23 protein-coding genes and 1 tRNA gene are annotated in these 22,760 nt (G+C 61.0%); 17 read left to right on the top strand and 7 right to left on the bottom strand.

The window, feature by feature from the left end; genetic code table 11:
- Positions 1–994: 994 nt before the first annotated feature.
- From C2134_RS21335 to rsmI, 3 genes are all read right to left on the bottom strand, one after another.
- On the bottom strand, positions 995–2,284 hold the full coding sequence (locus C2134_RS21335) for a PIN domain-containing protein (RefSeq protein ID WP_146042193.1): 1,290 nt from the start codon (positions 2,282–2,284) through the stop codon (positions 995–997).
- Positions 2,285–3,471: 1,187 nt separating this feature from the next.
- Positions 3,472–3,556 (bottom strand) — tRNA-Leu (locus C2134_RS17050).
- A gap of 58 nt (positions 3,557–3,614) precedes the next feature.
- Positions 3,615–4,511 carry a 16S rRNA (cytidine(1402)-2'-O)-methyltransferase gene (gene rsmI / locus C2134_RS17045; RefSeq protein WP_233196489.1) on the bottom strand — a complete coding sequence of 299 codons (897 nt, stop codon included), beginning with the start codon at positions 4,509–4,511 and terminating at the stop codon, positions 3,615–3,617.
- On the opposite strand from rsmI, the gene C2134_RS17040 reads away from it, so the two are divergent.
- Genes C2134_RS17040 through C2134_RS17025 form a run of 4 tightly spaced genes read left to right on the top strand, consistent with a single transcriptional unit; the run spans position 4,506 to position 7,207 of the window.
- Positions 4,506–5,669 (top strand): penicillin-binding protein activator, encoded by a 1,164-nt coding sequence (locus C2134_RS17040; protein ID WP_103321299.1) that lies wholly within the window; start codon positions 4,506–4,508, stop codon positions 5,667–5,669. The genes rsmI and C2134_RS17040 overlap by 6 nt on opposite strands.
- Complete coding sequence (locus C2134_RS17035) at positions 5,666–6,007, top strand: YraN family protein (protein ID WP_103321298.1); 342 nt, start codon at positions 5,666–5,668, stop codon at positions 6,005–6,007. Before C2134_RS17040 ends, C2134_RS17035 begins: the two co-directional genes overlap by 4 nt.
- A gap of 21 nt (positions 6,008–6,028) precedes the next feature.
- On the top strand, positions 6,029–6,619 hold the full coding sequence (locus C2134_RS17030) for a phosphoheptose isomerase (protein WP_043620403.1): 591 nt from the start codon (positions 6,029–6,031) through the stop codon (positions 6,617–6,619).
- Positions 6,620–7,207 carry a BON domain-containing protein gene (locus C2134_RS17025; RefSeq protein WP_071109819.1) on the top strand — a complete coding sequence of 196 codons (588 nt, stop codon included), beginning with the start codon at positions 6,620–6,622 and terminating at the stop codon, positions 7,205–7,207. It begins immediately after the preceding gene.
- Between the two features lie 54 nt (positions 7,208–7,261).
- Here the strand turns inward: C2134_RS17025 and C2134_RS17020 are convergent, their stop codons facing one another.
- From C2134_RS17020 to C2134_RS17005, 4 genes are all read right to left on the bottom strand, one after another.
- The gene (locus tag C2134_RS17020; protein WP_103321297.1) at positions 7,262–8,464 is read right to left on the bottom strand and encodes a sensor domain-containing phosphodiesterase; all 1,203 of its coding nucleotides are present in this window, start codon (positions 8,462–8,464) and stop codon (positions 7,262–7,264) included.
- A 167-nt stretch (positions 8,465–8,631) separates the two neighbouring features.
- Positions 8,632–9,618 carry a Tim44 domain-containing protein gene (locus C2134_RS17015; protein ID WP_103321296.1) on the bottom strand — a complete coding sequence of 329 codons (987 nt, stop codon included), beginning with the start codon at positions 9,616–9,618 and terminating at the stop codon, positions 8,632–8,634.
- Between the two features lie 52 nt (positions 9,619–9,670).
- The gene (gene tsaA, locus C2134_RS17010; protein WP_103321295.1) at positions 9,671–10,369 is read right to left on the bottom strand and encodes a tRNA (N6-threonylcarbamoyladenosine(37)-N6)-methyltransferase TrmO; all 699 of its coding nucleotides are present in this window, start codon (positions 10,367–10,369) and stop codon (positions 9,671–9,673) included.
- A 70-nt stretch (positions 10,370–10,439) separates the two neighbouring features.
- Positions 10,440–11,198, bottom strand: coding sequence for a GNAT family N-acetyltransferase (locus tag C2134_RS17005; RefSeq protein WP_103321294.1), 759 nt, complete (start codon positions 11,196–11,198; stop codon positions 10,440–10,442).
- Between the two features lie 191 nt (positions 11,199–11,389).
- Here C2134_RS17005 and mnmG point away from each other — a divergent pair, with 191 nt between their 5' ends.
- From mnmG to C2134_RS16940, 13 genes are all read left to right on the top strand, one after another.
- Complete coding sequence (mnmG, locus tag C2134_RS17000) at positions 11,390–13,288, top strand: tRNA uridine-5-carboxymethylaminomethyl(34) synthesis enzyme MnmG (protein ID WP_103321293.1); 1,899 nt, start codon at positions 11,390–11,392, stop codon at positions 13,286–13,288.
- Positions 13,285–13,914 (top strand): 16S rRNA (guanine(527)-N(7))-methyltransferase RsmG, encoded by a 630-nt coding sequence (gene rsmG, locus C2134_RS16995; protein ID WP_043620377.1) that lies wholly within the window; start codon positions 13,285–13,287, stop codon positions 13,912–13,914. The genes mnmG and rsmG overlap by 4 nt, the downstream gene beginning before the upstream one ends.
- Entirely contained in the window at positions 13,911–14,702 is a 792-nt protein-coding gene (locus C2134_RS16990; RefSeq protein WP_103321292.1) for a ParA family protein, read from the top strand. The genes rsmG and C2134_RS16990 overlap by 4 nt, the downstream gene beginning before the upstream one ends.
- A 4-nt stretch (positions 14,703–14,706) precedes the next feature.
- On the top strand, positions 14,707–15,564 hold the full coding sequence (locus C2134_RS16985) for a ParB/RepB/Spo0J family partition protein (RefSeq protein WP_103321291.1): 858 nt from the start codon (positions 14,707–14,709) through the stop codon (positions 15,562–15,564).
- Positions 15,565–15,655: 91 nt separating this feature from the next.
- A complete protein-coding gene (locus tag C2134_RS16980; protein WP_103321290.1) occupies positions 15,656–16,018 on the top strand; it encodes an ATP synthase subunit I in 363 nt (120 codons plus the stop codon).
- Between the two features lie 10 nt (positions 16,019–16,028).
- On the top strand, positions 16,029–16,841 hold the full coding sequence (atpB, locus tag C2134_RS16975; RefSeq protein ID WP_103321289.1) for a F0F1 ATP synthase subunit A: 813 nt from the start codon (positions 16,029–16,031) through the stop codon (positions 16,839–16,841).
- 65 nt (positions 16,842–16,906) lie between these two features.
- Entirely contained in the window at positions 16,907–17,194 is a 288-nt protein-coding gene (gene atpE, locus C2134_RS16970) for a F0F1 ATP synthase subunit C (protein ID WP_021474885.1), read from the top strand.
- Positions 17,195–17,252: 58 nt separating this feature from the next.
- On the top strand, positions 17,253–17,723 hold the full coding sequence (locus C2134_RS16965) for a F0F1 ATP synthase subunit B (RefSeq protein WP_043620360.1): 471 nt from the start codon (positions 17,253–17,255) through the stop codon (positions 17,721–17,723).
- A 7-nt stretch (positions 17,724–17,730) separates the two neighbouring features.
- The gene (locus C2134_RS16960; RefSeq protein WP_103321288.1) at positions 17,731–18,267 is read left to right on the top strand and encodes a F0F1 ATP synthase subunit delta; all 537 of its coding nucleotides are present in this window, start codon (positions 17,731–17,733) and stop codon (positions 18,265–18,267) included.
- An 8-nt stretch (positions 18,268–18,275) separates the two neighbouring features.
- Positions 18,276–19,820: a F0F1 ATP synthase subunit alpha gene (atpA, locus tag C2134_RS16955; RefSeq protein ID WP_043620354.1), complete on the top strand. Its 1,545-nt coding sequence runs from the start codon at positions 18,276–18,278 to the stop codon at positions 19,818–19,820.
- 39 nt (positions 19,821–19,859) lie between these two features.
- Complete coding sequence (atpG, locus tag C2134_RS16950; protein WP_103321287.1) at positions 19,860–20,726, top strand: F0F1 ATP synthase subunit gamma; 867 nt, start codon at positions 19,860–19,862, stop codon at positions 20,724–20,726.
- 41 nt (positions 20,727–20,767) lie between these two features.
- Positions 20,768–22,165, top strand: coding sequence for a F0F1 ATP synthase subunit beta (atpD, locus tag C2134_RS16945; RefSeq protein WP_103321286.1), 1,398 nt, complete (start codon positions 20,768–20,770; stop codon positions 22,163–22,165).
- A gap of 11 nt (positions 22,166–22,176) precedes the next feature.
- A complete protein-coding gene (locus C2134_RS16940) occupies positions 22,177–22,599 on the top strand; it encodes a F0F1 ATP synthase subunit epsilon (protein WP_043620348.1) in 423 nt (140 codons plus the stop codon).
- Positions 22,600–22,760: the final 161 nt, after the last annotated feature.

Genomic DNA, 22,760 nt, shown 5'->3' with positions numbered 1-22,760 from the left:
TGCGAGTGAACGCAGCAGTCCCCGGTGAAGTATCGGGACGCCAATCCCGATGCCGCTATTGAACGGCACAGGTGAGATTATCCGGAGGGAAGGCTTGCGAGGCAAGGGAATAGGGTGGAAAACCGGCTGTATTTTGAAGCAGTAAGTAGAATCCGCTGCGCGGATGATGGTTTTCAATGCCGGGGCTGCTCGGCGGCAGGCTTGAAGGGACGCGGGTGCGTCGCAAATGTGCCAGTTGTTTACGGGCATTGTACTGAGTCGGCGTATCCGATTGTTGAACCGAACCGACTTGCCCCTATCCCATCAGCGCAAGCCGACTCCGAAGCCCTTTCCAAGGTTTTAAGCCGCCTCCTGTTTGAGCGGGGCGACGTTAGCGCCCCGCGAGTTTGGCGGCGCCTTGGAAATGGCTTTGGAGGCGGGGTTTCGCAGCGCTGTTGGGTCGCCTTTTCTTTCGTCTATTTCTTTTGGCGAAGCAAAAGAAATGGACCCGTCAAGCCGGGCAGAACCGGCACTTAAATAGTTGTCCGCGGAGCGGACGCAAAACTAATCGACATTACGCGGTAAGCGTTGGGCTTCGCGTGGCTCAGCCCAATCCAGCCTACAGCCCTTGATGGGATTGGGCACGTCGTAAACGTGCTTGCGTTTTGCGAGTCAGAGTCTCTATCGAAAAGTTTGATTAAATCATTGTTATTATTTAATTTTTAAGGATGTGGGAAATGTTTCTATACGCAAAAATATACACATTATGAAATGGCAGCTTTCGACCCAATGCAGCCATTTAGCCGTCAGAGGCTTAGCGGAAGGTACAGTGTGAAGCTGCCTGTACGGTTACTCTGTGATATTAGTTGCGCCAAAACGGAAGCTGGCTTTCTTCTTCCGCTTTGTCCCTCAATCCGGGTTTAACGTCCAAGGTATGCTACACCCGACTGACGCATCAGCATTAATTTGTTGGCATACACTTGATAGGTTCGCTAGCCTGGACATCATCGATGATTTATTTAAGATTTTGACCATACATGCTCACCCTTACTCCTCCATCATGGAGTCGGTGCACAGGGAATGATAATCCACATGCATTACATTCACAATCAACAGTCGACCCAGCGTCAGCGTGAAGTTTGGTGTTGTTAACGTTGGCGCATACTGGGCAAGTTACGGATTCCATTTTTAAGGAGGAAGCCTTTTCAGCCTTTTCAAAAGGTTTGTGAATTGTCACTCCCTCCCTTGTTCGATGAAGATGGAATCGTTGTCCGCAGTTTGGGCATATCGGGTGGGCGGAGTGTCCTGGCTGGTCGCCCAACCTGGATGTAACTTTGTGCTCACAAAAAGGGCAGTTTACTTCTGCTGTATTGGATTCTTGAATTCGGCTTTCTTCTTGTTTAATCTCATTAACTGAATCCTGTTTGGCGCGTAACAATTCAAGAAGCTTGCTAAGTTGGATTATGTAAAATGCTTTCCCTTCTGAGGCTCTTCGATATTCATCCAATAGCTCAAAACGAGGCAAAAACCCATTTCCACCTGCGCGATGTTGCCAGTCGGCTTTCTCATCACCACTTACAAAAATGATGTCCTTCTTGTTTTCCATTCCCAGCTTGATTATGGTCTTCCATATTAGAAAATCGCCGACCCCCAAGTCATCTTTTCCTGAATCTTTGTAGCCAGGAGGGATGGAAAGATGTTGACGACGCAAAAGCTCTTCGAGAACATCATTATTTTCTCCATCAGTTTCGATAATTAGTTCTCTTGTAAAGACGTCCTTGTATAAACTATTGACTGGGTCACTCCACTCCCATGAGTTTATTTTGGAGATAAGTTCGGAATTTTCTTTTGCTATTTCTTTCTTGATGCTTTTTACTTTCTCGATTAGTTCATTTAGTTTTTTATATTCATCAATATCTTCCATTATGGGGAATGAGAATTTATCGATGGTTGCAATTCTGCTGACCTTATCAAGAAGGGCTTGCTGCAGTTCCGCAATTTTATTAGGGCGATTCTTTATAAATTCTCTTGCAACTTGAGCGGGAAGAAATATACGTTTTTCAGTTTTTAGCCTCTTATAAATTGCTATGATATCCATCAGACTGGCGGAGCCTGTACCATATGGAATCAGTAGCACATTTGTGTCGATAACGATATCGCCCGTCTTGATTGCCTCTTCAACGGAGTTGACTTGTGCACTAAACGCATCTGCGGCAGACGGAAGAACGTTTGAGGCTAGAAATACGCGCTCGATATCGCACGCTTCTACTATTTGGCTGTATTTCTTTGCATCGGAGGTCGTCATCGCGGCATGTCTTTTCATGTATTGGCTAACGTGCAATATACGCCGATGTCTTTGGCATGTCTCCACCTCGGTGGATATTAACTTCAGATGGAGGATGAACATCAAGGAGCGGTGTTCATGAGCAAACGACCGTTGAAGTTTGGAAGCTGACAATGGCACGCGACTTTACAATATCAGCTAAGGACGAGTTGCTGCTCTTGGTCCCCATAAGGCAGGTATCCGCCCCAAGCAGCCATCCGAATGGCTGCTCCGACTATTTCCGGTAGGGCGGCTCCTGACCGTCAGCAGTCGATTGTAACCGCAGCTTCCCCACTGCCCAGCCAGGCACACACACCTAAAATCCCCCCGAAACCGTGGATTGCCACCTAAGTCATTGTCCTGCAATGGCTTTTCGTCCACGGTTTGTCCACCACCTCTCCCCCTGATTCCGTGGGTGTTCCAGAAACCTAAATAAAATCAATGCCATGAAGGGAGGGGCGAATCCACCGTTTCCACCACATGGGCCGGCGAAACCGTGGATGCTTTTGGCATTATGAAATCCATTCCGTGGATTGTCCATCGCTTCCCTTTTCACTGCTTTCCTTCTCTATCTCTTTGTTTTTTATAAAAGAAGAAGAGAAGAAGAGGGGCGAAGCCGTAAAACGGCGATGTGGAAGAATCGGGACAAACCGTGGAAGTGGGAGGCGAAACCGTGGATTTCAGAGGGCAAACCGTGGATGGGTTGTTCTCAACAATCAATGACTTAGGTGGTGAAGAGGGGGCAATCCACGGAATTTTTTCACATCCTCCCACACCCAATGGCGTGGAAACCGGCGGATTCCGGCCGTTCTCGCTGGTTCTTGCGTGTCAATGTCATATTTCATATAGGGAAGGGTTTGCTGTTGCGCAGTTTGACCGGGGCAAAGCGTGACAGCCCACGCAAGGCGGGCTGTCGAGGGGGGACGGGCGGGAGGTTTGGGCTTAGGGCTGAACGTCCGGCGCGGCGTAGAGGCCCAGCTTTTCCAGCTGCGCCAGGCTGATGGCGGTGAGATGGCCCTGGCGGCGGCCATGGATGGTCTTCTAGACGCCATCGGCCAGCACTACCGGACTTTGCAGCAGCTGGCTCTTGAAGATGCGGCGCGCACAATAGACAACAAAAAACCGCAGGGCCTGCGCCGTGCGGTTGTTTTGCGTTGCATGATGTCTTGTGGTGCCCGGGGTCGGACTCGAACCGACACGCCTTGCGGCGGGGGATTTTGAATCCCCTGCGTCTACCGATTTCGCCACCCGGGCGACATCTGCGAGAGAACGAATCTTAACCTTCGCCGTCACGCTTGTAAATAGTTGCGGCTTAGTCTTTTTTCAGTTTCAGCGCGTAGTCGTACAGTTGCTTGCGGTTGGCGCCGCTGATCTGGGCCGCCAGCGTGGCGGCCTGCTTGGTGGGCAGGTCGGCGGCCAGGATTTGCAGCACGCGCATGGCTTCGGCCGGCGGGGCGTCGTTATCGGCTTCTACGGCCGGGGCGGCGTCGATGATCAGGGCGATTTCGCCGCGCTGCTGGTTGCTGTCGGCCTTCACCCACTCCAGCAGTTCCGCCGCCGGCAGCGCCTGGAAGGTTTCAAAGGTTTTGGTCAGTTCGCGCGCGATCATCACGCGGCGTTCGCCGCCCAGTTCCGCCACGATGTCCCCCAGCGCGTCCACGATGCGGTGCGGCGCTTCGTAGCAGACGGTGAGATGGGGGGCGGACAGCCATTGCTGCAGCGTTTTGCGGCGTTCGCCGCTTTTGGGCGGCAAAAAGCCGTGGAACAGGAAGGTGGGGGCGGTGAAGCCGCTGGCGGACAGCGCGGCGATGACGGCGCTGGCGCCGGGCAGCGGGCGCACCGGGTGGCCGGCGGCGCGCACGGCCTCTACCAGCCGCGCGCCGGGGTCGGACACGGCCGGGGTGCCGGCGTCGGATACCTGGACCACAATCTGCCCTTCGGACAGCCAGCGCACCACTTGTTCCGCCATGCCGCGCTCGTTGTGTTCGCGCAGGCTGACCAGCCGTTTGGCGCGGATGCCATAGGCGGACAGCAGCTGGCCGGTGACGCGGGTGTCTTCGGCGCAGACCACGTCGGCGGCTTCAAACGCCGCCAGCGCGCGCGCGCTGATGTCGGCCAGATTTCCAATGGGCGTGGCCACCACATATAATGTCCCGCTACAGAAACTATCCCTGGCGGCATCGATCAGGTGGGCGAACGAGTTATGCAAAGACTGACTCCGCTGTTATTGGTGAGCTTGGCGCTGACGTGGTTGACGCCCGCGCTGGCGCAAACCCCAGACTATATCATCCAAAGCAACGGCGCGCCGATGCGCGCGCTGCAGCAAGCGCCCGGCCAAACGCCGCGGCTGGCCCCCGCGCCGGCGCAGACGGCGCCTGCCGCGGCCGCCTTGCCCAGCCCCGCGCCAGCGGCCAGCGCGCCGGCCTTCCGGCCGGCGAACGGGCGGCCCAAGATCAAGATAGGGCTGATCCTGCCCAATGAATCGGCCGCGCTGGGCGAGGCGGCCGCCGTGGTGCGCAGCGGCGTGGAGGCTGCGGCCCAGGTGGACCAAAACGCCGAGCTGGTCAGCGTGGACGCGACTACGGACAATGTGGTGCAGCGCTATCGCGCGGCGGTGGCGGACGGGGTCAATGTGGTGATCGGCCCGCTGTCGCGCGGCGCCATCGCCCAGCTGGCGCCGTCGGTGACGGTGCCGACCCTCGCGCTGAATTCCATCGACCGCGACGCCGCGGCCAATGCCAAGCTATTTTCCTTGTCGTTGATTGTGGAGGGCGAGGCGCGCCAGCTGGCGCAACTGATGCGCGATGACGGCCGCGCCAACCCCTTGCTGGTGGTGGGCGGCGACGCCTTGTCGCAGCGCCTGGCCAAGGCTTTTGCCGATGAATGGCGCCGGCTGAACGGCAAGGACGCGCTGCGGCAGGCGTATGATCCCAACAATCTGCCGGCGTTGCTGCAGGCCAGCGGTCAGGCCGATTCCCTGGCCTTGGCGCTGGACGCCGCTCAAGCCGGCAAGCTGAAGGCGGCGCTGACGCCGGACCTGCCGGTATACGGCACCTCGCAGCTGAATGCCGGCGGCAATCAGCCGGAGCTGGCCGGCGTGCGCTTCATCGACATGCCGTGGTTCCTGATGCCGGATCATCCGGCGGTGAAGCGCTATCCGCGCCCGACAACGCCGCTGACCGCGCAGACGGAGCGGCTGTATGCGCTGGGCATCGATGCCTACCGTCTGGCGGTGCTGATGGCGGGCAGCCGTCCCGGCGCGTCGGTGAAGCTGGACGGCGTCACCGGCGATTTGAAGCTGGGCCGCGACCGGGTGTTCGAGCGGCAGCTGCCGGCCGGCGTGATGGGCGGCAACGCGCTGCAATGAACCAAGCCGGACGCGATGCCGAAGACCGCGCGCTGGCGCTGCTGCAACAGCGCGGCCTGAAACTGGTGGCGCGCAACTGGCATTGCCGCGGCGGCGAGATCGATCTGATCATGCGCGATGGCGACGCCCTGGTGTTTGTAGAGGTGCGCCATCGCGGCGGCGGACGCTTCGGCAGCGCCGCCGACAGCATCACTCAGGCCAAGCAGCGGAAACTGCTGCTGGCCGCCGAAGTCTATCTAGCCAGCCACAACACTCATGCGCCTTGCCGCTTCGACGCGGTGGTCAGCGTGGGCGGCGAGCCGCCGCAGTGGCTGAAGAACGTATTTACGCAGTATTAGTTGAGAAAAGGGGATTCCCCAATGGATCTGATTGACCGGGTCAACGGCCATTTTCTGGAAAGCATCGCCGCCAAGCAGGAGGCGATGGAGCTGCTGTCGCCGGGTGTGGCCGCGGCGGCCGAGCTGATGGTGGCCTGCCTGATGAACGAGGGCAAGATTCTGGCTTGCGGCAATGGCGGTTCCGCCGCCGACGCCCAGCACTTCGCCGCGGAGATGGTGGGCCGCTTCGAGAAGGAGCGGCCGGGCCTGGCGGCGATTTCGCTGGCCACCGATACTTCGGCCTTGACCGCCATCGGCAACGATTACGATTTCGACATGGTGTTTTCCAAGCAGGTGCGCGCCCTGGGCCACACCAACGACCTGCTGCTGGCCATTTCGACATCCGGCAACTCCGCCAATGTGATCGAGGCCATCTACGCCGCGCACGAGCGCGGCATGAGCGTGATCGCGTTGACCGGCAAGGATGGCGGCAAGGTGACGGAAATCCTGTCGCCGGAAGATATACACCTGAACGTGCCGTCGCTGCGCACCTGCCGGATCCAGGAAGTGCATATCCTGCTGATCCACGCGCTATGCGACGCCATTGACTGCATGCTGCTTGGGGGAGAGTAAATGAAACAAACCGTATTCGCATTGCTGCTGGCGGCTGGCCTGGCCAGCGGCCTGAGCGGCTGCGTCGGCCTGGTGGCGGGCGCGGCTGCCGGCGGCGTGCTGGTGGCCGCAGACCGCCGCACCAGCGGCGCTTATGTGGACGACCAGGGCATCGAGCTGAAGTCCGGCGAGCAGATCGCCAGCCGTCTGCCGTCCGCCCACGTCAACCGCAACAGCTTCAACCGCGCAGTGCTGTTGACCGGCGAGGTGCCCACCGAAGAAGCGCGCCAGCAGGCGGAGCTGATCGTGCGTGGCATTCCCAATGTGCGCCGCGTCTACAACTACCTGACGGTGGGGCCGGTTTCCGGCTTCTCCGAGCGCAGCAACGATACCTGGATCACCAGCAAGGTGCGGACCCGCTTGCTGGATGGCAAGGGCTACAATCCTAACGACGTGAAGGTGGTGACCGAGCGCGGCGTGGTCTACATGCTGGGCCTGGTGACGCAGGCCGAAGGCCAGATAGCGGCCAAGGTGGTCAGCGAAACCGCCGGCGTGCAGAAGGTGGTGACCTTGTTTGAATACATTCAGGATGTGACGCCGGCCAAGTAAGGCGGGCAATCGAAAAACAAGCGGCCAGCAGGCCGCTTGTTTTTTGGGTCGGGATCAGGCGATGTCGGTCTGCGGCACCAGCAGGTCGGCGCACAGCACATGCATGCACTCGTCGATTTCTATCGCCATCGACATCGTCACGCAGGAGCGCGGATCGGTCATCGACAGATACGGCTCGCTCATATACAGCACGCCGGGCTGGTCCACCGCGTGCTGGAAGTAGCTGCGGCGCGACCACACCGCGCCGGTGGTGTCGGACAGCGGCGCGTAGCGCGGATCGGCGGCGCTGCCGGCCTGGCGGTTGTTGAGGTTGCGGCCGATCTGCCGTCCCTCGCTGTTCAGCAGGAAGCAGCGGATCACGTCCGGCAGGCTCAGCATGGGTTTGGCCGCCAGGTCGAACGGCGTGCCTTGCATCAGCGAGATGGCGCTCTGCACGAAGCATTGCCGCGCCAGCTCGATCTGGCGGCGGGTGAGTTTGCGCTTGAGCAGCGCATGCGCCATCAGCTCGTCCCAGCGTTCGTCCAGCTTGGGGGTGATGATGTCGTCGCCATCGGGCTGCTCCGCCGGATGGGCCACAAAATAACCCTGGATCAGGTCGCAGCCGGAGTCCATGGCCACCAGCACATCGCGCTCGGTTTCGATGCCTTCCAGCACCACCAATGCACCGATTTCGTGCATCAAACGCACCAGGCGCGCCAGCAGGCTGCGGCTGCGCGGCTGATGGATGGCGTTGCGCATCAGCTGGCGGTCGAATTTCACCATCGCCGGCTCCAGCTGGCACACCCGCTCCAGATTGGAGTGGCCCACGCCAAAGTCGTCGATGGCGATCATGAAGCCGTTGTTCTTCAGCAGATGCACGCCTTCCAGCAGCGCCTCGTCCACCTCCAGCACATGCTCCAGCACTTCCAGCACTACTTGGTGCGGTTCCAGTCCGGCCTGGCGGATGTTGTTGACCAGCGCCATCGCCCGGTCGGGACGCGACAGCGAAGCGGCGTCGATGTTCAGGAACAGCCAGCGCGGGTGCTCGGACTCCAGCTTGAGGAAGCGCTGGATGTGGGCCAGGCTGACGGCGACGTCCAGCTGATGCCGCTGCTCGGGGGATATGGCGGTGTAGAAGGCTTCGGCGGGCGTGAGCGCGTCCTTGCCTTGCTCGGCTCGCAGCAACGCCTCCACGCCTATGCTGCGTCGATGCGCCAGGCTGTAGACGGGCTGGAAATGGCTGCCGATTTTCAGGCCGGCGTGCTCGAAAGCTGTCATCGCGATGCGGTCTCCCTGTCAGCGGGTTCTTGTTTGACCCGTCCCGCCTTACAAGCAAGCGGCATTCCAGTTTAGTGCATGGACATGAAAATAAAAAACGGGCCTCACGGCCCGTCGTCAACGAGTGTTAAGCGCGACCGGAACGCAACAGCGTCCGCGCGCCGCGTTTAGTCCTGCTGAATGCCCGCCACCAGCCAGCGTCCGCCGGTGCTGCCATCCTTGATGTAATGCCAGATTTCGCTGAACGGCACGACCGGCGCGCCCACTTCCTCGCTCACCTGGCCGGAGAAGCGCACGCTGGCGATGTAACGGCCGTCTTCCACCGTGGCGTCGGCCAGCTGGCAGTCAAGCTGCGAGAAGTCCGCCACGCCGCTGTTGCTGGAGATGTCGCCGATCAGCGCGTTGAACAGGTCCGGCGTCATGTACTTGCGCACTTCTTCCATGCTGTCCGGCGTGTTCAGGCTTTGCAGGTGCAGGAAGGTGGCCTTGGCCTGGCGCAGGAAGTTCGGCGTTTCGGTGCCGTCGGGCAGGCGAGTCTGCGGCGCCGCCTGCGCGGCGTTGAAACCGCCGCCGAAGCCCTGGCTGTTGCCGCCGTTCATGCCGGAGCCGATTTTCGGAATCGGATCGAAGCCGCGCGGCTGTTCGGCCATGCCTTGCGGCATGCCGGCCGGTTGCGGCGCATTGGCGCCCGGCGCGCCGGCCTTGCGGCGGAAGAACATGAAGCCGCCTACCAGCAGCAGGCCCAGCAGGGCCAGCATGCCCCACGGCATGCCGCTATCCTTTTGCTGTTGCGCCGGCGCGGCGTTGCCTGCCGCGTCCTGAGGCGCCGCTTGCTGATTGGCGTGCTGCTTGTCGCTGCCGGCGGAGCCCAGCATGTAGCCGGCGGCCGCGCCTGCCGCGCCTGCGGCCAGCGCGGTGCCGATGCCCGGGCCGCTCTTCTGCGGTTGAGCCTGTGCCGGGGCGGCAGCCGGAGCCGGCACGCCGGCGGACTGCGGCGCCTGGGCCGGCGTGCTCGGTTGATAGGTACGGGTGGGCGTGGAGCGCTGCATGCCTGCGCTCTTGCCCTTGCCCAGGCGCGCGGCCTCGGCAAACGGTGTAGCCAACACGGAAACCATGGTGAAGGCGAGTACGATCGTCTTCGCGCGAGTGGTCATTTTCTTTGTCCTGAGTGGTTTAGTTGCCCGAGTAAGACCGGGAAGATGCGATTTAGTTTTGGTTTTCTTGCAGAATTTCAAGCACCGTCGCCTTGTTGGCAACGATGCCGAAGCGGACATTGTAGCAATACAGCATCACGCCGTAGACGCGTTGCGGATCGTCCTGATAGGCCGGGCGCGGGTCTTGGGCCAACACTTGCTCCACCAGCGTCGCGAAGCCGGGCGGCGGCTCAAGCTCGGTCAATTGGCGCAGGGCGGCGTCGCTCCATTCTACCCGCAGCAGCGGCGGCGGGCCGTCTACAAAGCCGCCTGCCGCATCGGGGCGCGACTCGACGAAGGGAATGTAAGGTTTGATGTCCAGCACCGGCGTGCCGTCCAGCAGGTCGGCCCCGGCCAGTTGCAGCGACACGCCGCCTTCCGTCGAGACCGAAACCAGCTCCACCAGCGACAGCCCCAAGGGATTGGGGCGGTGGGTGGAGCGGCTGGCGAACACCCCCACCTTGGCGTTGCCGCCCAGCCGCGGCGGCCGCACCAGCGGCTGCCAGCCGCGTTCCAGCGTCTGGTGGAACACAAAGCTGATCCAGACATGGGAGAAGGCCTCCAGCCCGCGCACGCAGTCTGGATGGTTGTAAGGCGGCAGCAGCTGCAGTGTGACGCCGGCAGCCGTCGCCAGCGAGGGCTGGCGCGGGATGCCGAATTTTTCCCGATACGGCGAGTGGATCACGCCTATCGGTTCAAAGGTGTAGTTCATGCCGCGATTGTAGCATTCCGTCTAGGCATGAACCCCGTCGCCGTCCGTCTGGCGTTGCCCGCTGGCTGGCTCAGGCGGCGGCGCCGACAAAATGCTTGTTGTAGCGCGCGTTCAGCCGGCTCATCGGTAGCAGCATGAAGAAGTCGGCGCAGTTGAAGTCCGGGTCCCAGGCCGGTTCGCCGCAGACATGGGCGCCGGCGCGCAGATAGCCCTTGATCAGCGGCGGCAGCGGCACCGGGGCGCTGTCGTCGACAACGCGGTCCAGCTGCAGCGGCAGGTGGGGGAAGACGCGCCATTCCGGCGGCGACAGGTACTGGCCTTCCAGCTGGCGGTAGAGGCTGACCGCCTGATGCCCGCCGTCGGTCAGCGACACGCTGGCGCAGCCGGCCAGATAGGCGCCGTTCTGGCTGGCGACGTAATCGGCCAGGCCGGACCACAACAGCGCGATCACCGCGCCGGAGCGGAAGTCGCGGTGCACGCAGGAGCGGCCCACTTCGATCAGGTTGTCGCGCAGGTGGGACAGGCGGGAGAGGTCGAATTCATGTTCGGAATACAGGCTGGGCGCGCGGCGGGCGGCGGTAGGAGAGAGCATGCGGTAGGTGCCCACCACCATGCCGGTATTGTGGTCCTCTACGATCAGGTGGTCGCACAGCTCGTCGTATTCGTCGCAGTCTATGCCCAGATCGTGGGAGGCCAGTTCGGCGCCCATTTCGCCGGCAAACACTTCGAAGCGCAGTTTCTGCGCGCGGCGAATATCTTCGGCGCTCTGCGCCAGGCGGACCGCCAGTCGCGGTTTGCTTCTGCTTGCAAGTTGTTCATTTAGCAGCATGTTTTGCCCCTCGTCGTGATGAGCTTATGCTAGGTGTCGAGTTTGACAATGCGATGTCCAAAACATGACCTTGTGGTGACTGTGGCTTGACGATATGGTGACGGCCGCGGGTTTATTGAAATCAAGGACTTATCAGTCAAACGGATTTGGCGTAAAATAGGCCGTTTTTCCGCTTGATTTGCTCTTTCGCCATGATTTATCCGACAAGCTACGACGTGATAGTGGTGGGCGGCGGTCACGCCGGCACCGAGGCCGCGCTGGCCGCAGCGCGCATGGGCTGCAATACGCTCCTTCTGACGCACAACATCGAGACCCTGGGGCAGATGTCGTGCAATCCGTCGATCGGCGGCATCGGCAAGGGCCATCTGGTGAAAGAGGTGGACGCGCTGGGCGGCGCCATGGCGCTGGCCACCGACATCGGCGGCATCCAGTTCCGCACGCTGAACGCGTCCAAAGGCCCGGCGGTGCGCGCCACGCGCGCCCAGGCCGACCGCATCCTGTACAAGGCCGCCATCCGCGAGATGCTGGAAAACCAGCCCAATCTGACGCTGTTCCAGCAGCCGGTGGATGATCTGCTGATCGAAGGCGACCGCGTCGCCGGCGCCATCACCGCCATCGGCATCACTTTCCGCGCCAAGACCGTAGTGCTGACCGCCGGCACCTTCCTGTCCGGCAAAATTCACGTCGGCATGGAAAACTACACAGGCGGCCGCGCCGGCGACCAGGCCGCCAGCACGCTGGGCGCGCGTCTGCGCGAGCTGGACCTGCCGGTGGGCCGGCTCAAAACCGGCACGCCGCCGCGCATCGACGGCCGCAGCGTGGATTTCAGCGTGATGGAAGAGCAGCCGGGCGACACGCCTGAGCCGGTGTTCTCCTACCGCGGCAAGCGCGAGATGCATCCCAAGCAGCTGCCGTGCTGGATCACCCACACCAACGAGCGCACGCACGACATCATCCGCGGCGGCTTTGACCGCAGTCCGATGTTCACCGGCGTGATCGAAGGCGTGGGCCCGCGCTACTGCCCGTCCATCGAAGACAAGATCAACCGCTTCGCCGACAAGGACAGCCATCAGGTGTTCCTGGAGCCGGAAGGCCTGACCACGCACGAGTTCTACCCCAACGGGATTTCCACCAGCCTGCCGTTCGACATCCAGCTGGCGGCCGTGCGCTCGATCCGCGGCATGGAAAACGCCCACATCCTGCGTCCCGGCTACGCCATCGAATACGATTATTTCGACCCGCGCGGCCTGAAGGCCTCGCTGGAAACCAAGGCCATCCAGGGCCTGTTCTTCGCCGGCCAGATCAACGGCACCACCGGCTATGAAGAAGCCGCCGCGCAGGGCCTGCTGGCCGGCCTGAACGCCGGCCTGTTCGCCCGCGAGCAGGACGCTTGGTGCCCGCGCCGCGACGAGGCCTATCTGGGCGTGCTGGTGGACGACCTGATCACCAAGGGCGTGTCCGAGCCGTACCGCATGTTCACCAGCCGCGCCGAGTTCCGCCTCCAATTGCGGGAAGACAACGCCGACCTGCGCCTGACCGAGATGGGCCGCAAGCTGGGCGTGGTGGGCGACGCGCAGTGGGATGCCTTCTGCAGGAAGCGCGATGCGGTGGAGGCCGAGAAGGCGCGCCTCGCCGCCACCTGGGTGCATCCGGCCAAGCTGCAGGACCCGGCCGCCTTGGAAAAGGTGCTGGGCAAGCAGATCGAACGCGAATACACGCTGCAGGACCTGCTGAAGCGCCCGAATGTGCCGTACCGCGAGCTGATGACGGTGCCGGAAGCCGCCGCCGGCGCGCCGGAACTGGCCGACGAGGTTGCCGAGCAGGTGGAAATTCAGGTCAAATACCAGGGATACATCAATCGCCAGAACGAAGAGCTGGCGCGCCGCGATAATCTGGAAGACATCCGTCTGCCGGGCGACATCGATTATGGCCTGGTCAAGGGCCTGTCCAAGGAAGTGCAGCAGAAGCTGAACCAGCAGCGTCCGGAGACGCTGGGCCAGGCTTCGCGCATCCAGGGCATCACCCCGGCCGCCATCGCCCTGCTGATGGTGCACCTGAAGCGTGGCTTCACCGACGCGAAGACCGCATGACACAACATATTGCCGAATTGAAACAAGGGCTGGCGCAACTGGCGCTGGAGCTGACCGAACCGCAGCTGGACCTGCTGGAGCGCTACCTGGCGCTCTTGGTCAAGTGGAACCAGACTTACAATCTCACCGCCATCCGCCAGGAAGAGCGCATGGTCAGCTATCATCTGTTGGACAGCCTGAGCCTGGTGCCGCATCTGCAGGGCGGCAGCCGCATGCTGGACGTGGGCTCCGGCGGCGGCATGCCGGGCATCCCCACCGCCATCGCGCGGCCGGACCTGCAAGTGGTGCTGCTGGATTCGAATCACAAGAAAACCACCTTCCTGCGCCAGGTGGTGCTGGAGCTGGGCCTGCCGAATGTGCAGGTGATGACCGACCGGGTGGAGGCGTACCAGCCGGAGCAAAAGTTCGATCGCATCACCAGCCGCGCGTTCTCGGAGCTGTCCGAGTTCGTCAAGCTGACCCGCCACTTGATGGCCGAAGGCGGCCAGTATGTGGCGATGAAGGGCGTGTATCCGTATGAGGAAATCGCCTTGCTGCCGCAAGGCGTGGCGGTTTCGGAGGTGCTGCCGGTAACGGTGCCGGGGCTGGACGCCGAACGCCATCTGGTGAGGATGGTGCTGCAATGAATCCACGCGTGATCGCGGTGGCCAACCAGAAGGGCGGGGTGGGCAAGACCACCACCGTCGTCAATCTGGCGGCCGGTTTGGCCGAGCTGGGCCGGCGGGTGCTGATCGTCGATCTGGACCCGCAGGGCAATGCCACGATGGGCAGCGGCATCGCCAAGCAGTCGCTGGAGAAATCCGGCTACGACGTGCTGCTGGGCGAGGCGACTGTCGAGGAGGCGCGGCAGGACGCCAAGGCCGGCGGTTTTCATGTGTTGCCGGCCAACCGCAATCTCGGCGGCGCCGAACTGGAGCTGGTCAACGAGCTGGCGCGCGAAGCGCGGCTGAAGAACGCCTTGGCCGAGGTGGCCGGCCAGTACGATTACGTGCTGATCGACTGCCCGCCGTCGCTGAACCTGCTGACGCTGAACGGCCTGGTGGCCGCCGACAGCGTGTTGATCCCCATGGTTTGCGAGTACTACGCGCTGGAAGGCTTGTCCGATCTGGTGGCCACCCTGCGCAAGGTTCGCACCGCGGTCAATCCTAGGATCGAGATCATGGGTTTGCTGCGCACCATGTTCGACGCCCGCAACAATTTGTCGCAGCAGGTATCGGAACAGCTGGCGCGCCACTTCGGCGACAAGGTGTTCCAGACCGTCATCCCGCGCAATGTGCGCCTGGCCGAGGCGCCCAGCCACGGCCTGCCGGGTTTGTCGTATGACCGCAATTCCCGCGGCGCGCAGGCCTATCTGGCGCTGTCGCAGGAATTGGTTGAACGACTCGAACCCGCCACCGCAACTCCCACCGTCTGACACTATGGCCAAACTCAAAGGATTGGGGCGCGGACTCGACGCGCTCCTGTCCACCGTTGATGCGGTGGACGACAGACTTTCCACGCTTCCGATAGACAGCATCCGCCCCGGCAAGTACCAGCCCCGCAGTTTCATGGATGAAGCGGCGCTGGATGAGCTGGCGGCCTCCATTCGCGTGCAGGGCATCATCCAGCCGCTGATCGTGCGCGAACTGGGCCTGGGCGACTACGAACTGATCGCCGGCGAGCGCCGCTGGCGCGCCTCGCGCAAGGCCGGCCTGGTCGAAGTGCCGGTGGTGATCAAGAGCGTGCCGGACGAGGCCGCGCTGGCGATGGCGCTGATCGAGAACATCCAGCGGCAGGAACTGGACCCGATCGAAGAAGCGCAGGGCATCAAGCGCCTGATCGACGAGTTCGGCCTGACCCACGAAGCGGCCGCCGACGCCGTTGGCCGCTCGCGCAGCGCGGTGTCGAATCTGCTGCGCCTGTTGGTGCTGCCGCAGCCGCTGCAGCAGATGATGCACGAGGGCAAGTTGGAGATGGGCCACGCCCGCGCGCTGTTGTCCCTGCCCACGGTTTCCCAGCTGGAACTGGCGAACGAGGTGGTGCGCAAGGGCATGTCGGTGCGCGAGGTGGAGCGCCGGGTGCAGCAGCGTGTTGCGCAAAAAGAGACAGTTTCTCCGCAGCAAAAGCACGCCGATCCAGACGTTTCCAGGCTGGAGGAGCAGGTTTCGGACGCCATCGGCGCCCGGGTCAGCATTCGTCATGCCAACGGCGGCAACGGCAAGCTGATCATAGAATATGCCAGCCTGGACGAACTCGATTCGCTATTGGCCAAGCTGCAAAAAAATCCTCAAAAATGAGCTTGTTGCAGCGCAAAAAACACTATTGCGCAAAGTTGACGCAACGCAAATGCGAAGCCTATAATCCAGCGGTTTTTTTGCACTGGCGATCATGGTCTATCAGGAAGTGAAGCGGGTGCTGCGACTACAAGCCAGCCTGGTCGGTCTGGCTGTAGTCGTTTCGCTACTCCTCAGTGGCGGCAATGTGGCCGTCGCCGTGTCCGCGGTGTTGGGCGGACTGGCGGTGCTCGGGCCGGCGCTGGTTTATGCCAGGATTGCTTATGCCAAACGTCATGTGCCGCCCGCGGCCTTGATCAAAGCGCATTTCCTGGCCGAGGCGGTGAAGTTTTGCCTGACCGTACTGATAAGTGCTGCGGTTTTGGCCAGTTTCAAGGATTTGTCCGTGGCCGGTTTTCTCGGTGGGTTCATTGCCGCCACCTCCGGCTACGGTTTCGGGCTTCTAATCAAAAATTGAGAAAAGAGCGATGGCAAGCAACGCAACCGATTACATCAAGCACCACCTTACCTTCTGGAACTCGGATCCGTCAGCCGGCTTCTGGAGCCTGCACGTTGACACCTTCTCCATCTCGCTGCTGTTGGGCTTCCTGTTCGTAGGCGTGTTCGCCATGGTGGCGCGCCGCGCCAGCATCGAAGCGCCGGGCCGTCTGCAGCTATTCGTCGAAATGATCATCGAGCTGGTGCAAACCCAGGTCAAGGAAGTGTTTCATGGCCAGAGCAAGGTTATCGCCCCGCTGGCGCTGACCATTTTCTGCTGGGTGTTCCTGATGAACTTCATGGACTTGTTCCCGGTGGATCTGTTCCCGATGGCCGCGCAGTGGATCGGTTACACCTTCTTCGGCCTGGAGCCGCATCATGTGTATTTCCGCGTGGTGCCGTCCGCTGACGTGAACGCCACTTTCGCCATGTCGCTGTCCGTGATGATCCTGATCATCGGCTTCTCCATCAAGGCCAAGGGTCTGGGCGGCTGGGGCAAGGAACTCTTGACCGCGCCGTTCCATAGTTCCAACCCGATCGGCGCCATCATCCTGGCTCCGCTGAACTTCGTGTTCCAGCTGGTGGAACTGGCGGCCAAGCCGATTTCGCTGTCTCTTCGTTTGTTCGGCAACCTGTACGCCGGCGAACTGATCTTCATCCTGATCGCGCTGCTGCCCTGGGGCCTGCAGTGGGTGCTGGGCGCGCCGTGGGCGATTTTCCACATCCTGATCATCACCCTGCAGGCTTTCGTGTTCATGATGCTGACCATCGTGTACCTGAGCCTGGCAGTGGAAGCGCACTGATTTACCTGTAGATTCACCATACTTTTTTACCAACCATCCTTGCTTTAAGTCTTAGGAGATACACAATGGAAGCACTCGTTTCTCAGATCCAGTCGATGACCGCTATCGCTGCAGCCCTGATCATTGGTCTGGGCGCTCTGGGCACCGCTATCGGTTTCGCCATTCTGGGTGGCAAGTTCCTCGAGTCCTCCGCTCGTCAGCCGGAAATGATCCCGGTTCTGCAAACCAAGCTGTTCATCATCGCCGGTCTGCTTGACGCGATCTCCATGATTGGTGTTGGTGTTGCCATGCTGTTCACCTTCAACAACCCGTTCCTGTCCGCTGCCCTGGCTATCGTTAAGGCTGCTCACTAATCCGTTTTCTACGGATCGGTAAACGGTTGTTGTAGTCATACTCTGGAGGAAAACAAGCGTGGAATTCAACGTAACACTACTGGGCCAGGCGATCACGTTCGCCATCCTGGTATGGTTCACCATGAAGTTTGTTTGGCCTCCGCTTACCAACATGATGGATGAGCGGGCCAAGCGCATTGCTGATGGCTTGGCCGCTGCGGAACGTGGCAAGCAGGATCTGGAAGCGGCTGAAAAGCGCGTAGCGGACGAAATCCGCAAGGCGAAGCAGCAGGCTACCGAGATCGTGGTTGCCGCCGAAAAGCGTGCCAGCCAGATCGTGGATGAAGCCAAAGACGCGGCACGCACTGAAAGTGCGCGCATCGTGGCTGACGCCAAGGCTGAAATCGACCAGGAAGTGCTGCGCGTGAAGGAAACTTTGCGCACTCAAGTAGCCGACCTGGCCGTTGCCGGCGCCGAGAAGATCCTGCGCAAGGAGATCGACGCCGCTAAGCACGCCGACCTGCTTGCCTCCATCAAAGCGGAGTTTTAATTAACTCATGGCAGAACTCATTACCGTCGCAAGGCCCTACGCCGAAGCGGTATACAGCCTCGCCACGGAACAGGGCACCCTCGGCCAATGGTCGGAAGCGCTGTCGTGGCTGGCTGCCATGGTGAATAACCCGGATCTGGTGCAAGTCATTACCAATCCGAAACATACCGCACAAGAGGTTGAGGCGCTGATGCTGGATGTGCTCGGCGGCCGTGGCAACGAAGACGTAAAACGCTTCATCGCCGCGCTGATCGAGAACGCCCGTTTGACGCTGCTGCCGGAAATCGCCGCGCAGTTTGAACTGCTGAAGGCGCAATCGGAAGACATCGTGGACGCCCTGGTGGAGTCCGCTTTTGTCATGTCCGATGACCAGAAAGCCGAACTGACCCGCACGCTTTCCAAGAAGTACGGCAAAACCGTGCGTCTTGATGTGCGTGAGAACGCCGACCTCATTGGCGGCGTTCGCGTGTCGGTGGGCGACGATGTCATCGACGCTTCCGTGCGCGGCAAACTGCAAGCCATGGCAGCAAGCCTCAAGAATTAGGAGAGATCATGCAGTTGAACCCCTCTGAAATCAGCGATCTGATCAAGGCCAAGATCCAGAATCTGGCTGAAGGCGCTGAAGTTCGCACCAAGGGCACGGTTATCTCCGTGACCGACGGTATCGTCCGCATCCACGGCCTGGCCGATGTGATGCAGGGCGAAATGCTCGAATTCCCGGGCAACACCTTTGGCCTCGCCATGAACCTGGAGCGCGACTCTGTCGGCGCCGTGGTGCTGGGCGAGTACGAGCACATCTCCGAAGGCGACGAAGTCAAGTGCACCGGTCGCATTCTGGAAGTGCCGGTTGGCCCGGAGCTGGTTGGCCGCGTGGTGAACGCGCTGGGTCAGCCGATCGACGGCAAGGGCCCGATCAACGCCAAGCTGTCCTCCCCGATCGAAAAGATCGCCCCGGGCGTAATCGCCCGTAAGTCGGTATCGCAACCGATGCAAACCGGCCTGAAGTCCATCGACTCCATGGTTCCGGTTGGCCGCGGCCAGCGTGAGCTGATCATTGGCGACCGTCAGACCGGCAAGACCGCCGTGGCGCTGGACGCCATCATCAACCAGAAGGGCAATGGCGTCATCTGCATCTACGTAGCCGTAGGTCAGAAGGCTTCCTCGATTGCCAACGTGGTACGCAAGCTGGAAGAGCACGGCGCGATGGGTCACACCATCATCGTGGCCGCCACCGCTTCCGAAGCCGCCGCGCTGCAATTCATCGCCCCGTACGCTGGTTGCACCATGGGCGAATACTTCCGCGACATCGGCGAAGACGCGCTGATCGTATACGACGACCTGTCCAAGCAAGCCGTCGCTTACCGTCAGATCTCGCTGCTGCTGCGCCGTCCGCCGGGCCGCGAAGCTTACCCGGGCGACGTATTCTATCTGCACTCCCGTCTGTTGGAGCGCGCTGCGCGCATCAACGAAGAGGAAGTGGAAAAGCTGACTGGCGGCGCCGTAAAGGGCAAGACCGGTTCGCTGACCGCTCTGCCTATCATCGAAACCCAGGCCGGCGACGTTTCCGCGTTCGTGCCGACCAACGTGATTTCGATTACCGACGGCCAGATCTTCCTGGAAACCGACTTGTTCAACGCAGGTATCCGTCCGGCCATCAACGCCGGTATCTCGGTATCGCGCGTGGGCGGCGCCGCTCAGACCAAGGTCATCAAGAAGCTCGGCGGCGGTATCCGTCTGGCGCTGGCTCAGTACCGCGAGCTGGCTGCGTTCGCGCAGTTCGCTTCCGATCTGGACGAAGCCACCCGCAAGCAGCTGTCCCACGGTGAAGTCGTGACCGAACTGATGAAGCAGAAGCAGTTCGCCACCCTGTCCACCGCGGAAATGGCGCTGACCCTGTGGGCCGTGAACAAGGGCAGCTACGAAGACGTTCCGGTGAAGAAGGCTCTGGCTTTCGAAGCCGAATTCCTGGCCTACGTGCGTGCCAACCACGCCGAAGTGCTGCAGGCTGTGAACGCTTCCGGTGATCTGTCTGCCGACAACGAGAAGGTACTGGCCAAGGCGATGGAATCGTTCAAGGCTGGCTACAGCTTCAACTGAGCCTTCGACTCACGTCGTAGCTAGAGAAAGGTTCAGGATATGGCAGTCGGTAAAGAGATTCTCACCAAGATCCGCAGCGTGCAAAACACGCAGAAGATCACCCGCGCTATGCAGATGGTGTCGACCTCGAAGATGCGCAAGACGCAAGAGCGTATGCGCGCTGCCCGTCCTTACGCCGAGAAGGTGCGCACGGTTATGGCGCACCTCGCTCAGGCGAACGCGGAACTTGGTCACCCGCTGCTTGCCCGTCGCGAGACGATCAAGCGCGCCGGCATCATCCTGGTTTCCTCCGACAAGGGCCTGTGCGGCGGCCTGAACGTGAACACGTTCAAGCGCTTCTTCGGCAAGGTCAAGGAACTGCAGGATCAGGGCGTCGAAGTCGACGTCTGCTGCCTGGGCCAAAAAGGCCTGGCGGCTGCCCAGCGCGCCCGTCTCAAGGTGGTGGCCAGCGCGATCCATCTCGGCGACGTGCCGAAGATGGAAAAACTGATTGGCCCGCTTACAGTTCTGTTCAGGCAGTACGCCGAAGGCGAACTGGACGCGGTCTACATCGTTTACTCCAGCTTCGTGAACACCATGAAGCAGGAGCCGGCACTTGAACAGCTGCTTCCGCTGACGCCGCACCATATGGTGGTGGAGCATTCGCACTCGTGGGATTACCTGTACGAGCCGGATGCGCCGACGCTGATGGAATTCCTGGTGCGTCGTTACCTGGAGTCGGTGGTGTATCAGGCTCTGGCCGAGAACATGGCTTCCGAGCAGGCCGCGCGGATGGTGGCGATGAAAGCCGCCACCGACAACGCGGGCAACACCATCAAGCAGCTGCGCCTGGTATACAACAAGGCGCGTCAGGCGGCGATTACGACCGAGCTGTCGGAAATCGTGGCAGGTGCCGCGGCGGTGTAACCGTCAACGGAACTGTAAAAGTTTATTTTTAGGAAGCGATAATGAGCCAAGGCAAAATCGTACAAATCATTGGCGCGGTGATCGACGTGGAATTTCCGCGCGACGCCATGCCGAAGGTTTATGATGCCCTGAAGCTGGTAGACGCCGACCTGACGCTCGAAGTTCAGCAACAGCTGGGCGACGGCGTGGTCCGTACCATTGCTATGGGTAGCTCCGACGGTCTGAAGCGTGGCATGCTGGTTGCCAGCACCGGCGCACCGATCTCGGTGCCGGTGGGCACCGCCACCCTCGGCCGCATCATGGACGTGTTGGGCAACCCGGTGGATGAAGCCGGTCCGGTTGCCACCGACAAGCGTCGTGCCATTCACCAGTCGGCTCCGAAGTTTGACGAGCTGTCTGCCGCCACCGACCTGCTGGAAACCGGCATCAAGGTGATCGACCTGCTGTGCCCGTTCGCCAAGGGCGGCAAAGTGGGTCTGTTCGGCGGCGCCGGTGTGGGCAAGACCGTGAACATGATGGAACTGATCAACAACATCGCCAAGGCGCACTCCGGTCTGTCCGTGTTCGCCGGCGTGGGTGAGCGCACTCGTGAAGGTAACGACTTCTATCACGAGATGAAGGACTCCAACGTGCTGGACAAGGTGGCGATGGTTTACGGTCAGATGAACGAGCCGCCGGGCAACCGTCTGCGCGTGGCTCTGACCGGCCTGACCATGGCCGAGCACTTCCGCGACGAGAAGGACGAAAACGGCAAGGGCCGCGACGTTCTGCTGTTCGTGGACAACATCTACCGCTACACCCTGGCCGGTACCGAAGTGTCCGCTCTGCTGGGCCGTATGCCGTCCGCGGTGGGTTACCAGCCGACGCTGGCCGAGGAAATGGGCCGTCTGCAAGAACGTATTACCTCGACCAAGGATGGTTCCATTACCTCCATCCAGGCCGTATACGTCCCTGCGGATGACTTGACCGACCCGTCCCCGGCGACCACCTTCGCCCACTTGGACGCTACCGTGGTACTGTCGCGCGACATCGCCTCGCTGGGTATCTACCCGGCCGTGGACCCGCTCGACTCCACTTCGCGTCAGCTGGACCCGCTGGTGGTTGGCGACGAGCACTACTCCGTTGCCCGCGGCGTGCAGTCCACTCTGCAGCGCTACAAGGAACTGCGCGACATCATCGCGATTCTGGGTATGGACGAACTGTCCGAGGAAGACAAACTGGTCGTGGCTCGCGCCCGTAAGATCCAGCGCTTCCTGTCCCAGCCGTTCCACGTGGCAGAAGTGTTTACCGGCTCCCCGGGCAAATACGTTCCGCTGCGCGAAACCATCAAGGGCTTCAAGGCCATTCTCGCTGGCGAATACGACCACCTGCCGGAACAAGCGTTCTACATGGTGGGTTCGATCGAAGAAGCTGCCGAGAAAGCCAAGACCCTTAACTAAGGAGAGGGCGGATGTCCAAGATGCGTGTGGAAGTGGTTAGCACCGAGCAACTCATCTTCTCCGGCGAGGCGGAATTTGTCGTCGCGCCGGCAACGGAAGGCGAGATCGGCGTCTACCCGCAACACGTGCCGCTCCTGACCCGTATCAAGCCCGGCGTGCTTCGTTTGAAGGTGCCGGGCAGCAAGGAAGAAGTACTGGTGGCGGTGTCCGGCGGCATGATGGAAGTGCAGCCGACCCTGATCACCGTGCTTGCCGATACGGCGATTCGCGGCGAGGATCTCGATGAGGCCCGCGCCAATGAGGCGAAACGCGCTGCCGAGGATGCCCTCAAGCACGCGACCGACGACATGAGCACGGCCAAGGCCCACGCCGCCCTGGCGGTGGCCATTGCCGAGCTCAAGACGCTGGATTACCTCAAGAAGCGCGCTCACTGATTGCGTGATATGTAATCGTGTATAGTGCTAGGCTGCCACGCAAGTGGCAGCCTTTTTCATTTTTGCCGATCTGTAAAACGGTTTTTTAGCCACGAAATCCACAAAAAACACGAAATAGCAGTGCTCGGAGCATTGCGTTACTCTGGCCAGCGCGACGCGCG

Source organism: Chromobacterium sinusclupearum, assembly GCF_002902845.1.
In the GTDB taxonomy this organism is placed as follows: Bacteria; Pseudomonadota; Gammaproteobacteria; order Burkholderiales; family Chromobacteriaceae; genus Chromobacterium; species Chromobacterium sinusclupearum.
The sequence above is the reverse complement of the archived record's forward strand: the minus strand, read 5'-3'. Positions and strand labels throughout refer to the sequence as shown.

Excerpts from the sequence above, each read along its gene's own strand:
- C2134_RS21335 (WP_146042193.1), bottom strand. The coding sequence starts at position 2,284 with ATGACGACCTCCGATGCAAAGAAATACAGCCAAATAGTAGAAGCGTGC.
- C2134_RS17040 (WP_103321299.1), top strand. The coding sequence starts at position 4,506 with ATGCAAAGACTGACTCCGCTGTTATTGGTGAGCTTGGCGCTGACGTGG.
- C2134_RS17035 (WP_103321298.1), top strand. The coding sequence starts at position 5,666 with ATGAACCAAGCCGGACGCGATGCCGAAGACCGCGCGCTGGCGCTGCTG.
- C2134_RS17030 (WP_043620403.1), top strand. The coding sequence starts at position 6,029 with ATGGATCTGATTGACCGGGTCAACGGCCATTTTCTGGAAAGCATCGCC.
- C2134_RS17025 (WP_071109819.1), top strand. The coding sequence starts at position 6,620 with ATGAAACAAACCGTATTCGCATTGCTGCTGGCGGCTGGCCTGGCCAGC.
- C2134_RS17020 (WP_103321297.1), bottom strand. The coding sequence starts at position 8,464 with ATGACAGCTTTCGAGCACGCCGGCCTGAAAATCGGCAGCCATTTCCAG.
- C2134_RS17015 (WP_103321296.1), bottom strand. The coding sequence starts at position 9,618 with ATGACCACTCGCGCGAAGACGATCGTACTCGCCTTCACCATGGTTTCC.
- tsaA (WP_103321295.1), bottom strand. The coding sequence starts at position 10,369 with ATGAACTACACCTTTGAACCGATAGGCGTGATCCACTCGCCGTATCGG.
- C2134_RS17005 (WP_103321294.1), bottom strand. The coding sequence starts at position 11,198 with ATGCTGCTAAATGAACAACTTGCAAGCAGAAGCAAACCGCGACTGGCG.
- mnmG (WP_103321293.1), top strand. The coding sequence starts at position 11,390 with ATGATTTATCCGACAAGCTACGACGTGATAGTGGTGGGCGGCGGTCAC.
- rsmG (WP_043620377.1), top strand. The coding sequence starts at position 13,285 with ATGACACAACATATTGCCGAATTGAAACAAGGGCTGGCGCAACTGGCG.
- C2134_RS16990 (WP_103321292.1), top strand. The coding sequence starts at position 13,911 with ATGAATCCACGCGTGATCGCGGTGGCCAACCAGAAGGGCGGGGTGGGC.
- C2134_RS16985 (WP_103321291.1), top strand. The coding sequence starts at position 14,707 with ATGGCCAAACTCAAAGGATTGGGGCGCGGACTCGACGCGCTCCTGTCC.
- C2134_RS16980 (WP_103321290.1), top strand. The coding sequence starts at position 15,656 with ATGGTCTATCAGGAAGTGAAGCGGGTGCTGCGACTACAAGCCAGCCTG.
- atpB (WP_103321289.1), top strand. The coding sequence starts at position 16,029 with ATGGCAAGCAACGCAACCGATTACATCAAGCACCACCTTACCTTCTGG.
- atpE (WP_021474885.1), top strand. The coding sequence starts at position 16,907 with ATGGAAGCACTCGTTTCTCAGATCCAGTCGATGACCGCTATCGCTGCA.
- C2134_RS16960 (WP_103321288.1), top strand. The coding sequence starts at position 17,731 with ATGGCAGAACTCATTACCGTCGCAAGGCCCTACGCCGAAGCGGTATAC.
- atpA (WP_043620354.1), top strand. The coding sequence starts at position 18,276 with ATGCAGTTGAACCCCTCTGAAATCAGCGATCTGATCAAGGCCAAGATC.
- atpG (WP_103321287.1), top strand. The coding sequence starts at position 19,860 with ATGGCAGTCGGTAAAGAGATTCTCACCAAGATCCGCAGCGTGCAAAAC.
- atpD (WP_103321286.1), top strand. The coding sequence starts at position 20,768 with ATGAGCCAAGGCAAAATCGTACAAATCATTGGCGCGGTGATCGACGTG.
- C2134_RS16940 (WP_043620348.1), top strand. The coding sequence starts at position 22,177 with ATGTCCAAGATGCGTGTGGAAGTGGTTAGCACCGAGCAACTCATCTTC.